General features: G+C 67.9%; 9 protein-coding genes. 3 read left to right on the forward strand and 6 right to left on the reverse strand.

All coding sequences use genetic code 11. The features are described from left to right. Positions 1–29: 29 nt before the first annotated feature. Positions 30–1,211 (reverse strand): hypothetical protein, encoded by a 1,182-nt coding sequence (locus tag O9271_RS01050; RefSeq protein WP_298265322.1) that lies wholly within the window; start codon positions 1,209–1,211, stop codon positions 30–32. Positions 1,212–1,294: 83 nt separating this feature from the next. Between O9271_RS01050 and O9271_RS01055 the strand changes: the two genes are divergently transcribed. Beyond that, positions 1,295–2,833, forward strand: coding sequence for an alkaline phosphatase D family protein (locus O9271_RS01055; protein ID WP_298265324.1), 1,539 nt, complete (start codon positions 1,295–1,297; stop codon positions 2,831–2,833). A 17-nt stretch (positions 2,834–2,850) separates the two neighbouring features. On the opposite strand, the gene O9271_RS01060 is transcribed toward O9271_RS01055, so the two are convergent. The 3 genes from O9271_RS01060 to O9271_RS01070 form a co-directional block, all read right to left on the reverse strand. Continuing rightward, the gene (locus tag O9271_RS01060; protein ID WP_298265326.1) at positions 2,851–4,647 is read right to left on the reverse strand and encodes a cation:proton antiporter; all 1,797 of its coding nucleotides are present in this window, start codon (positions 4,645–4,647) and stop codon (positions 2,851–2,853) included. Between the two features lie 65 nt (positions 4,648–4,712). Beyond that, entirely contained in the window at positions 4,713–5,663 is a 951-nt protein-coding gene (locus tag O9271_RS01065) for a DUF979 domain-containing protein (protein ID WP_298265328.1), read from the reverse strand. Continuing rightward, positions 5,660–6,352 (reverse strand): DUF969 domain-containing protein, encoded by a 693-nt coding sequence (locus tag O9271_RS01070; protein ID WP_298265330.1) that lies wholly within the window; start codon positions 6,350–6,352, stop codon positions 5,660–5,662. The genes O9271_RS01065 and O9271_RS01070 overlap by 4 nt, the downstream gene beginning before the upstream one ends. A 160-nt stretch (positions 6,353–6,512) precedes the next feature. On the opposite strand from O9271_RS01070, the gene O9271_RS01075 reads away from it, so the two are divergent. Both O9271_RS01075 and O9271_RS01080 read left to right on the forward strand, forming a co-directional pair. Next, positions 6,513–7,463, forward strand: coding sequence for a ChaN family lipoprotein (locus O9271_RS01075; RefSeq protein ID WP_298265332.1), 951 nt, complete (start codon positions 6,513–6,515; stop codon positions 7,461–7,463). Positions 7,464–7,706: 243 nt separating this feature from the next. Continuing rightward, positions 7,707–8,090 carry a four helix bundle protein gene (locus O9271_RS01080; protein ID WP_298265334.1) on the forward strand — a complete coding sequence of 128 codons (384 nt, stop codon included), beginning with the start codon at positions 7,707–7,709 and terminating at the stop codon, positions 8,088–8,090. A gap of 143 nt (positions 8,091–8,233) precedes the next feature. Here the strand turns inward: O9271_RS01080 and O9271_RS01085 are convergent, their stop codons facing one another. Both O9271_RS01085 and O9271_RS01090 read right to left on the reverse strand, forming a co-directional pair. Continuing rightward, a complete protein-coding gene (locus O9271_RS01085) occupies positions 8,234–8,764 on the reverse strand; it encodes a hypothetical protein (RefSeq protein WP_298265336.1) in 531 nt (176 codons plus the stop codon). Between the two features lie 139 nt (positions 8,765–8,903). Continuing rightward, positions 8,904–12,146, reverse strand: a complete 3,243-nt coding sequence (locus O9271_RS01090) for a sialidase family protein (RefSeq protein WP_298265338.1) — start codon at positions 12,144–12,146, stop codon at positions 8,904–8,906. Positions 12,147–12,203 lie beyond the last annotated feature (57 nt).

Here is a 12,203-nt window from a genome sequence, read left to right on the forward strand (position 1 = left end):
GCGCCGGCGCGACGACGGCAGCCGACCGCTCAGTCGCCGGGGAGCATGGCCCAGAGCGCGGTGCGCCCCACATTGCAGTGTACGGCGCGCGAGATGGGGGTGAGCGCTCCCCAGCCCAGCCACAGCGCGTGGCGCGCCAAATGATGCGCGTGCACGGGACGCCGTCCGCCCGCTTCGGCGCGCGAGAGGCGCTGCAGCCGATTGGCCCGGGCCGGTACAGGGTGGAAAATGCGCTCGATGAGTGGGGAGCGGGTGGGTTCGTCATCCTGCCACCGGTCGAGCCGCTCGATGCTCGATTGCACCGACGCGCGTCCCACCGTGGCCGACGCGGCCTGATCGGCGGCGTAGACCGCGGCCCGGGAGGGCGTGGGGAGCAGCAGGACTCCCGCAAAGGCCCACAGGGTCATGCCGGCCATGAGCGTCACGAGCCCCTCCGCGGTGGCGGGGGTGCTGCTGGCGAGCTGCTGCACGATCACGAACCCCAGCGTATTCCATGCGATCGCGCCAAGCACCCCGCGCACGTGCGCGCCGCTCGCGGCGACCGCCTGCCGACGCGCCAGCTGGGCCGCCAACGCGTCCACCGGCAGCAGTTCCCAACGACGCGGCACCACCAGCAGGCGCGGCAGGATTCCGCTCCATCCGCCCACGAACCCCTCGTCCGAGGTGTCCACCACCTGCAGTCGTTTCACGTCGATTCCCGCCATCTCGGCCGCCTGGGCAAACACCGGCGGTGTGCTCTGCACGCGCAGCGGGGCGATGAGGCGGGCGAACGGACCACGCAGCTGGGCGAGCAGCAGTTGCATGCCCACGAACGCGCCGACCGTCGCAAGCGGTCCGGCCGACCGCGCAGTCACCATGAGGGTGGCCGCAGACAGCATCCACACGGCCCATTGCACGGCCGCGCCGCGCATCCAGAGTGTCAGCCAGAGCGGCGCATGGTCCTTGCGGCGTACCACCAACGCCCCGCCCAGCAGGTCGAAGAGAAAGAACAGGGCCTGCACCATCACAAAGAAGATGCCAATGCCGAAGAGCGCGCGCCCCACGGATTGCCCGTCGGTCGTGGCGAAGCCGGCCTGCGGGATATCGAAGACCAGCAGGCACGTGGCGGCCAGCACCGCGGTGCCAACCCCCGAGATGCCGAGGTAGAGACGGGAGCGGGCGTAGCTGAGTGGGCCGAACCCCTCTCCCCGGGAAAGCGACGGTGATGTCATGGAGTGGTAACGCGATGGTGCCAAGCAATGGTTTCGGCCACGGGCCCTCTCGCGTTCCGCGCGCCCTGGCGTAGCCTTCAGGCATGGACCGCCGCCTCTTCGTCTCCGATCTCGCGCGCTACGCCGCGCTCTGCGCCGTCGTCCCGAACGTCTGGCGCGTCACCTCCCGTCCCCGGTTTGTCGACGATCCGTTCGCCCTGGGGGTGGCCTCCGGCGACCCGACCCCCACCGGTGGCGTCCTGTGGACTCGTCTTGCCCCCCGTCCCTTCGAACCGGATGGCGGCATGGAGGGGACACGGGTCACCGTGGACTGGGAGGTGGCTGACGATGAGGGGTTCACGAAGGTCGTGCAGAAGGGGCGCGCCACGGCGGCGCCCGAACTCTCCTTCAGCGTGCATATCGACGTCACGGGGCTGCTCCCCGACCGCTGGTACTTCTACCGCTTTCGCTCCGGCGGCGCGGTGAGCCAGGTGGGACGTTTGCGCACCACGCCCGCCGATGGCGCCGTGACGCCGCTCGCATTTGCCTTTGCGAGCTGTCAGAACTGGGAGCAGGGACTCTTCACCGCCTACGAACATATGGCCCGCGAAGAGCTCGATCTGGTGGCGCACCTGGGCGATTACATCTACGAGTATGCCGGCAACCCGCGCGGTGTGCGCATGCACCACGGGCTCGAGATTCGCACGCTCGACGACTATCGGCGGCGGTATGCGCAGTACAAGTCCGATCCCCTGCTGCAGGCGGCCCACCGGCGTTGCCCCTGGGTGGTGACGTGGGATGATCACGAGGTGGACAACAACTACGCGGGGCTCGTGGGCGAGAACACCATGGAAAGCACCGAGCAGATGCGGGCTCGGCGTGCTGCTGCCTACCAGGCGTGGTGGGAACACCAGCCCGTGCGCGTGCCTCGGGTGCAATCGTGGGCCGATCTCTCCATCACCCGCACGATCAACTGGGGCGCGCTGGCGCGCTTCTGGGTGCTGGATACCCGCCAGTACCGGGATGATCAGGCGTGCGGCGATGGTACGCAGCCCTTCTGTGACGAGGCACGTGACCCGCGACGCGGACTCCTTGGCGCGGCGCAGGAATCATGGCTGCTGAAGGGACTCGACAGCTCGCGGTCACGCTGGCAGGTGCTCGCGCAGCAAGTGATGATGGGGCCGTACGATGCGGCCGAAGGCGACGAGGTGCGCACCAGTATGGATCAGTGGAGCGGCTATCCGGCCGCGCGCGACCGCTTGCTCGGCGAGATCGCCAAGCGGGCTCCCAATCGCACGGTCGCGATCACCGGCGACATTCACAGCAACTGGGTGAACGAGCTGCGCAGTGATTTCTCGCGACCCGACCGGCCGGTGGTGGCCGCTGAATTCGTGGGCACCAGCATTGCCTCGGGAGGGAACGGCGGCCCGGTCCCCCCGGCACGACTCGACGACATGAAGCGGGAGAATCCGCACCTCAAGTGGTTCGAGAATCGCCGCGGCTACGTGACGTGCACGGTGAACACCGACACGTGGCGCGCCGACTATCGCAGCGTGCCGTTCGTGGACAAACCCGGGGCACCCATCGCTACGGCATCGAGCTGGCGCCTCGAGCACGGCCGCGCCGGCATCACGGCACTGTAGCGCGGATCGCGACCGCGCTACGTCCGGGGAGCAGGCGCCTCGCCGGTCATCAGCATCTGCGAGAACTCGCGCGTGGGCATGCGCCCGCCCCCGCGCAGCTGCGCGATCACCTCGTCGGCACGATCGTCGTCGCACCCTGCCGAGCGCAACGCGTGATACGCCATGCCAAAGGCGAGCTCCCGCTCGCCCATGAGCGCCTTCCCCACTCCAAGCTGTTCGAAGAACTCCTGCTCGGTATCGGCGTGCGTGCGCACGATGATGTCGATGTCGGGATTGCGCGCCCGGGCCAGTTCGATGACGCGCCGGGCATGGTACGGATCGGGGGTCGCCACCACCAGGAGCGTCGCGAACTCCGGGCGCGCATGTTCGAGGATGCCCGGGCGTGCGGCGTCACCGTACACCGCCGCCACGCCGAGCGTGCGCATGGCTTCCACCACGCGTCGGTCCTGATCGATGGCCACGAACGGCACCCCCACGCGCTGAAAGGCCTCGCCGATGGTGCGACCCACACGGCCGTAGCCGATCACGATGACGTGGTTGGCAGGGGTGGCCATGAACAGATCCGTGGCCACCATGCGCGGCGCCTTGTGGCGCTCCAGCGTGTCGAGTAGCGCGGGGTAGCGCGAGACGAAGCCGATGAGCTGCTCCGCCGCCCAGACGAGCAGCGGGTTGAGCACGATCGAGACGAGCGCGGCCGCAAGAATGAGGCTGCGTCCTTCTTCGGCGAGGACGCCGAGTGACACGCCCAGGGCGGCCATGATGAACGAGAACTCACCGATCTGTCCGAACGCAGCACCAATGCGCACCGCCGAGGCAAACGGGTGGCGGAGCAGGATCATGAGCACCGTCGACCAGATGGCGTTGCCGACGAGAATCACCCCCAGCACCCCCAGCAGCTTGCCCGGAGCGTTGAGCAGAATGCCCGGATCGAGCAGCATGCCCGTGGATACGAAGAAGATGACGGCGAAGGCATCCTGCATGGGCAACGCGTCGGCACCGGCGCGATAGCTGAGATCTGATTCGCTGATCACGACGCCGGCCACGAAGGCCCCCAGCGCGAACGAGACGCCGAAGAGCGCCGCCGCGCCCATGGCCACGCCCAGGGACACGGCGAGCACGGCGAGCGTGAAGAGCTCACGGGAGCCGGTGCGGGCGACATGCGTCAGCAGCCACGGTACGGCGCGGCGCCCCACGACGCCCATGAGCGCGATGAAGGCCACCACCTTCACGACGGTGAGTGCCACGACCTTGGCAATGTTGCCTGCGGTTCCGGCGCTGCCGTCGCCACTGATGGCCCCCAGGATGGCGGGGAGCAGCACCAGCGCGAATACGACGCCGAGATCCTCCACGATCAGCCAGCCCACGGCCACGCGGCCGTCGACGGAGTCGAGCATCCCGCGATCCTCGAGGACCCGCAACACCACCACCGTGCTGGCCACGAAGAGCGAGAGCCCGAAGACCACCGCCGCTCCCGGCGTCCACCCCCACCACAGGGCAAGGCCGGTACCCAACGCGAAAGCGACCGCCATCTGCAAGGTGGCGCCCGGCACCACGATGGCCTGCACCCGCTTGAGATCGCCGGGGGAGAAGTGTAGCCCCACCCCGAACATCAGGAGGATCACCCCGATCTCTGCCAGCTGGCCGGCGAGCGCGACGTCGGCAACGAACCCCGGCGAGTGCGGGCCAAGGGCAATGCCCGCCAGGAGATACCCGACGAGCGGCGGCAGCTTGAGCTTCGCGGCCACGAAGCCGAAGAGAAACGCCACGCCGAATGCGCCGGCGAGCGTTACCAGGAGAGCCGTCTCGGGATGCATGCCGCAAACTACTGCGGTCTGGCATCCCGCCACACCTCGCCACACCTCGCCACACCTCGCCGCGGTCAGCGGAAGGCGAAGGCCCCCATGAGGACGATGTTGGCCGCAAGCAGGATGAGCGCCGTGGGCCATTGCGCCCGTATGACGCCGTACCGATCCCGCAGTTCGAGCAATGCGGCTGGCACGATGTTGTAGTTCGCGGCCATCGGGGTCATGAGTGTGCCGCAGAATCCGGAGAGCATCCCCACGGCGGTCACGATGACCACGTCGCCGCCGAACTGCTGTACCACCAGCGGCAGCCCGATCCCTGCGGTCATGACCGGAAACGCCGCGAAGGCGTTGCCCATGATCATGGTGAAGAGCGCCATCCCCACCGCGTAGGCGACCACGGCGGCCAGTGGCGATCCGAGCGGCAGGTACGTGGTGGCGAGCGTGCTGACCGCCTTGCCCACACCGGCACTGGCGAAAAGCGCCCCGAGGGCGGCCAGCGACTGCGGCAGCACGGCAGCCCATCCCACGCTGTCCATGAGGCGCCGCGCCTCCACGATGGGCGCACTCGCCGGCGGACGCAGCATGACCAGCGCAACGAGCAGCCCCAGCACTGTGGCGCTGCCGAGCGCGATCTGCGTAACCTGTTTCGGGTCGACCACCGGCAGGCCGCCGATCTGCCAGTCCTTGAGCAGTACGCTGCCGGCAAAGGTGGCGAGCGGCACCACGAGCACCGGTACGAACAGGCGATTCCCGTGGCGCGCCGCCGACGCCACGCGCTCGATGACCGTCGTCGTTTCGCGGGTCCCTTGTCCGAGGCCGGCGGCCGCCGTGGCCACCATGATGAGCACCAGCACGCCGTTCACCAGGTCGCCCACGTACGAGCCCGCGAGGAAGAGCACGGTGTACGTTCCCCAGAAGACGGTGGTACGCCACCGCCGGGGATTGCTGTCATCGCGCGCGTTGACGAGCGTGATGCCACCGGTGAGGAGCCCCATGAGCAGGTATACGGCCTCGAGGGTAATCACGGTGTGCCTTCCGGCTGCTGGGCGGCCGCCACCTCGCGCGCAATGCGGCGGTCGAGGAGCAGCAGCCGTGCGCCATGCACCGCAAAGGCGATAACCGCCGTGGGGATGGCCCACCGCGCGAGCTGCAGCGGCTCGACCGCGATACCGTTCTGTTCGAGGAAGCCGCGGATGAGCAGGATGGAGCCGATGGCCACGAACACATCTTCCCCGAAGAACAGTCCCACATTGTCGGCGCCCGCCGCCATGGCGCGGATGCGTTCCCGCGTCGGCGCCGGCAGCGAGGCGTGCGTGTTGTCGGCGGCCCCTTCCGCCATGGGCGCCACGAGCGGCCGCACCATCTGGGCGTGGCCGCCGAGCGAGACGAGCCCGAGTGCTGAGGTGATCTGCCGCAAGGCGAGGTAGACCAGCAGCACGCGTCCCGCCGTGGCGGCGCTGATCCGACTGATCACGTCACGGGAGCGCTCCTTGAGCCCTGAGCGTTCGGCAAGGCCGATGACCGGGAGCGCGAGCCACACAATGGCGATGTAGCGACTGTCGGCGAAGGCTCGACCAAAGGCCGCCACCACGTCGAGGAGCGGCTGCCCGCTGGCCACCCCCGTGGCGAGTCCAGCGAGTGTGACGACGAGGAGCGCGTTGAGGCGCAGCGCGAAGCCGACGATGACAATGAGAATCCCGATCAGCGGAAGCATGGCGCAGACGTTAGCGCAGACGTTGGCGCACACGCCAGAGGAGCGTGAGAACGCCGTGACACGTCCCGGATCAGCGCCTGCGGGCTGAGGTGGCCCACGCCACGCTACATTATCCGGAGCGGCCATTCTGCCGCCCCTCTGCCCCACGGCCCCTCCTCGCATGCTCCGGCGTCCTCCTGCTGCCCTCGTGCTCGGCGTGTTGTCGCTGTTCACCACCGCCTGCCTGCCCGGTGGCGGTCGCCGCACCTACGTGGCTGAACTCACCCCCGACCCGGCGGTGCGCATCTACGAGAGCAAGTCGGGGCGTTTCGTTTCCTTCAAGCAGTTCGCCGAGGTCATCGCCACACGCGACCTGGTGTTCTTCGGCGAGCAGCACGACGACCCCACGACGCATGCCGCCGAGCATGCCGTGCTGGCGGCGTTGGGCGAACGGCGTCCGCATGTGGTGGTGACGCTGGAGATGTTCGAGCGCGACGTCCAGCCGTTGCTCGATCAGTATCTCAAGGGCACCATCTCGGAGGAAAACTTCCTCGCTGGCGCCCGCCCCTGGGATCGGTACGTCACCGACTACCGCCCGCTGGTGGAACTCGCGCGGGTGCGCGGGTGGCCCGTTGTGGCCGCCAACGTGCCGCGCCGGCTGGCGAGTGCGGTGAGTCGACGCGGGCTGGCCGTGCTCGACACCATGAATGCCCGCGACCGCGGATTCATGGCGAAACAGCACGCGTGCCCCAAGGACACGTACTACGACAAGTTCGCCGAAACCATGAAGGGGCACGGCGCCGGCGGCGGGCCACCGACCGCCGCTGATGCGGCCGCGATGGCGCAGATGACCGATCGCTTCTACGAAGCCCAGTGCGTGAAGGACGAAGCCATGGGCGAGGCGATTGCCGAAGCCTTCGCCCGCGCCCCCAAAGGATCGGTGATCTTCCATGTCGACGGGGCCTTCCACAGTGACTTCGGACTCGGCACCGCCGAGCGGGCGCGCCGCCGTGTTCCCAAGGCCAGCAGTATCGTGCTCTCGGCCGTCCCGGTGTCCGACCTGTCGAACGCGAACGGTAGCGAGCACGCGGCGAAGGCGGACTACGTGGTGTTCACGCGGGCACGGAAATAGGGGGCGCGCCGTTGGCGCGTGAACGGCGTAAAGGGCGAACGGCGTTAAGGGTTGCCACCCAACGGCACGGCGTAAGCAGGTGCCGGTAACGCTGTCCTGTTGGGTGGCAACTCTTTACGCTGTCCCCACATAACGCCGTTCCCGCCCGGCGCCCAGCGCCGGGCGCCCGTCTTGCGCGTTTATATGCCACCACCGGCAGCGTTTCGGTGCGACGTCTCGATCGGTCCGGCACTAACGTGCCGTATGACCGATCTCCGGAATCTGAAAGTGCTCGACGCGTCTCTGCTATTGGTCGACACCGTCCACGCCGCGGCTGCCCACCTCGACGTGCGACGAGTGCCAAGGCTGCGCAATCAATTGCTTCGGGCAACGGATGCCATACCGGCCAACATTGCCGAAGGCGCCAGAGGCTCACGGCCGGAGTTCGTGCAATGCTTGCGCATTGCACTCAGATCGGCAGACGAAGTCGGTGCGCACCTGATGGTCGCACGGCGCGTTCATGCGCTGCCGCTGGATCAGTTCCGTCGGTGCGAAAGCAAGCGTGTTGCCGTCTGCAAGATGCTGCACGGATTGATCCGCACCGTGCAGGAATACCACGCGCGGGACAAGAACAGCGAACGGCGTTAAGGGCGAACAGCGTAAAGGGTTGCCACCCAACGGCACCGCGTAAGCAGGTGCCGGTAACGCTGTCCGGTTGGGAGGCAACCCTTTACGCTGTCCCCTCACAACGCCGTTCCCGCCGGGCGCCCCGCGCCCGGCGCCCCCCCCGCCTACTCTTCGTAGCCGCGCTCCAGCAAAAACGCCCGCACCTTCTCCGGGTTCCGCTCCACCTCGATGGACCCGGGGCGCAGGCCGGTGCGAACGAGCATGCCGCGGCCAGCGGAGCTGGCCACGACGAACGCATCGGTCGTGATGCACACCACTTCGGCAGTCTCCGACAGCTGCCCGGGGTGTCCGGAGAAGTGCATGGCGGAATTCTCGCTCATCCCCTCCACCTGCACGCTGCCGTGCGGTTCACTCCACGTGACGCCGGTGAACAGCACGATGTCGTTGTTGCCATCGATGAAGTCCTCGACGGGCACGCCGAGCACACCGCTGGTCGGCTCCAGCTCGGCCCGGATGCGATACGCATCAAAGAGCGCTTCCACATCGGCCGCGTCGAGCCCCACCCGCACCGCCTGCCCATCGCGGAGCACGACGGTGACTTCGTGCTCGGCGATGGAGATGCCGCGCCACGCCCCACGCAACTTGCGCAGGGCCTCCATGGTTTCGTTCGTGGCCTGAAATCGATACTCGCGCACAACACCTCATGAGGGAAGGCGAGGGAAATCTCGCCCCTGGGCACGCCGGTTCCCAGAGGCCGATGGGGCCCATGCACGAACGCCGGGCCGACGCCAAACGGCGTCGACCCGGCGTTCCGCCCTGCGGCACCCCCAGCGTTTACCGGCGGTCGCCTTCGTCCTCGAAGCCGAACGGATTGGCACCGCCGACCCCGCCCATGTTCTCGACCCGCAGGGTGGTCTTCTGAATGGTGTTGCCGATTTGCAGGACCACGCCGTAGTCACCCGTCGTGGCCGTGCTGCCCCCCCCACCGAAGCCGCCGAACCCGCGTCCCTGGGCGGGAAGCGGCAAGCCGATCAGCTCAAAGACCTTGCGTACCGCCGGGTTGCTGGCGGCATTCTGCAGCTGCTGCGCGCGCTGCTGCAGCTCGGCCAGGTTCGGCCCGGCAGCGGCGGCACCGCCCGGGCGCGGCGTGGCTTCCGCCGGCCGGGCACAGAACGGCTCCCACTGCGTGAGCGGGCGCTCGCACGGCCCCGCGGCCGCCCGACCCGCACCACCACCGACACGGAAGTTCGCGCCGCCCGCCGGCGGGTTGAGCAGCTGCTTGGCCAGGGCGAGGGCCGTGCTGTCGTACTTCGCCTTGGTGAGCGAGTCCAGCACCTGCGGCATGCGCACCGCGCGCAGAATGCTGTCACGCTTCTCGCTGGCGGAAAGCGGCGTACGCGCCGGCGCACGGCCAGTAACACCGAAGTTCCAGGTCACCGTATGCAGCCCCACGCTCCCGGGGCCGGTGATGGTGGAGATGGTGTCGCCCACGGCGTTGAGCACGCTGATGCGCGCCGGGGAGCCGGCCTGCGTGATGCGGTAGCTGATGTTCGCCCCGTAGGCCGGGTTGGGGGTGGCGAAGAAGCCTTGGGCGTTGCCGTTGCCGCTGGCCCCGCGCAGTGGCTCCTCACCCCACTGGAACGCGGTCCGCGGCGTGAACAGGTGCACCGGCTTCGCGGCCACCGCCTTGGTCATCTGCGAGAGCGGCGCCACGTCCACGATCCAGAATCCGCGTCCGTGCGTGGCGGCGATGAGTTCCTTGTCGCGCGGATGCACCTGCAGGTCGTACACCGGCACGCTCGGCAACCCGGCCGCCAGCTTGAACCAGTTGGCCCCGCGATCGATGGAGGCGTAGACGCTGAGCGACGAGCCCACGTAGAGCACCTCGGCGTTGTTCGGATCCTCCCGCACGACGTGCAGGAAGTCGGCGTTGCCATCGGCCGGCAGGTTGTTCACGATGCTGCTGAACGACTTGCCGCCATCCTTCGACACGAACAGATACGGCTTGAAGTCGCCGTTGCGATGGTTGTCGAAGGCCACGTACACCACGTTCGGATCGAACGCCGACGCCTCGATGCGCGTGACGTACACCTCACCACCATTCGGCAAACCGGCAATGTTCTTGCCGATGTTCTCCCAGGTGCCGCCATCGTTGGTGGTGCGCCACACGTTGCCGTCATCGGTACCGGCGTACAGCAGCCCCGGCTTGGCCGGGCTCTCCTCGAGCGCCACCACCGTGCCGTAGGTCTCGGCGCCCGTGGCGTCGAGCGTGATGCCGCCGGTGAGCCGCAGCGCGGTGTCGAGCTTGGCGGTGAGCTGGCGCGAGAGATCGGGCGAGATGATCTGCAGGTCGGCGCCGCGCTGCGACGACTTCAGCACGCGGTTGCCGGCGAAGTAGATCACCGCGGCGTTGTGCGGCGAAATGAAGAACGGGGAGTTCCAGTTGTAGCGCAGGCTCAGGTCGGCCGAATCCCGCGCCTGCAGCTTGCGCAAGCCGGCAATGGCCGTGAGTTGCGCCTTGCTGGCCGGCTTGAGCGGATCCCCGCGCACCGCGGCAATGCTGTCCTCCCACTCCTTGTACTTCGGCTGCCAGGAGGGCTTCTGGAAGCCGTAGCGCTCCCCCGTCTTGAGGTTGAGACGCGACACGTTGCCGCCTTGCGACTCGCCGTACACGATGTTGGGGTCGGTCGGATCCATCGCGGCGTAGAAGCCGTCACCACCCGAGATCGTGTACCAATAGCCCAGCGTCGTCTGGCTCACCCGGCGCCGACTGGGGCCGCACCACGTGCCGTTATCCTGCGCGCCACCGCAAATGTTGTACGGCACCGCATTGTCGAAGGCGACCTCGTAGAACTGCGCGATGGGCAGGTTCTGCGGCTGCAGGAAGTTGCCGCCGGCATCGTACGTGATGGCCACGCCGCCGTCGTTCGCGAGGAACCAGCGCTGCGGATCATTGGGGTCGATCCAGATGCCGTGATCGTCGACGTGCACGTTCTGCGCGGCATTGCGTGACGTCTTGCCGCCGTCTTCCGACAGCTGCAGTTCGGTGCTCGAGAAATACACGCGATCGGCATTCCGCGGATCGCTGCGCACCTGCGAGTAGTAGAACGGGCGCACGTTGATGTTGTTCATCTGCGCCCACGTCGCGCCACCGTCGGTGCTCTTCCAGAGACCGTTCAGCTTGGGATTCCGTTGCCCCACGATGGGGCCGGTGGCGTTCTCGGCCGCCTCGATCATCATGTACATGATGTCGGGGTTGGCGAGGTTGATGTCGAGGCTCATGCGCCCCTTGTAGCCGGCCGGGAACCCGCCGCCCTTCACCTCGGTCCACGTGTCACCACCATCGGCGCTCTTCCACAGCCCCGACCCCGGGCCGCCGGAGAAGAGCGAGTAGGGTGTGCGACGGCGCTCCCATGCCGTGGCGAACACGATATTGGGGTTCTTCGGGTGAATGGCGACATCCACGAAGCCCGCCTTGTCGCTGATGAACTTCACCAGCTTCCACGTCTGGCCGCCGTCGGTCGTCTTGTAAAGACCACGGTCCGGGTTCGAACGCCACGCGGCCCCGAGGGCGGCCACGAACACGACATTGGGGTTGGTGGGGTGCACCGCAATGCGACCGATGTGCTCCGTCTTCTCGAGTCCCGACGGCTTCCAGCTGATGCCGCCATCGGTGCTCTTGAAGATGCCGCCGCCCGGCTCAATGGAGTTGCGCGAGTTCGGCTCGCCCGTCCCGGCCCAGACCTGCTGAGTGTCACTCGGCGCAATCGCCAGCATCCCCATGGAGATGATGCGCTTGTCGTCGAAGACGGGGCGCCAGGTGATGCCGTTGTTGGTGCTCTTCCAGATGCCGCCGCCGGCGGCCGCGACGAACACGGTCTTGGACGGGCTCGGAATGCCCACGACATCGGAGAGACGGCCCATGAAGTTGGCCGGTCCCACGGTGCGCCATCGCAGCCCGGCGGTCGTGGCGGAATCGAGCGCCTGGGCACCGAGCGGGGTGGTCAGCAGGGCGCCCTGCAGCACGAGGCCGCCTGTCACCGCGGCAAGCCGTGGGACGAATCGTGAAAAGGACATGGAGAGGGGGGGATGGGAATCGGTACGCATTGGCCGTCACGGCCGTGCGACGAGATA

It is taken from the genome of Gemmatimonas sp. (assembly GCF_027531815.1).
GTDB lineage: Bacteria > Gemmatimonadota > Gemmatimonadetes > Gemmatimonadales > Gemmatimonadaceae > Gemmatimonas.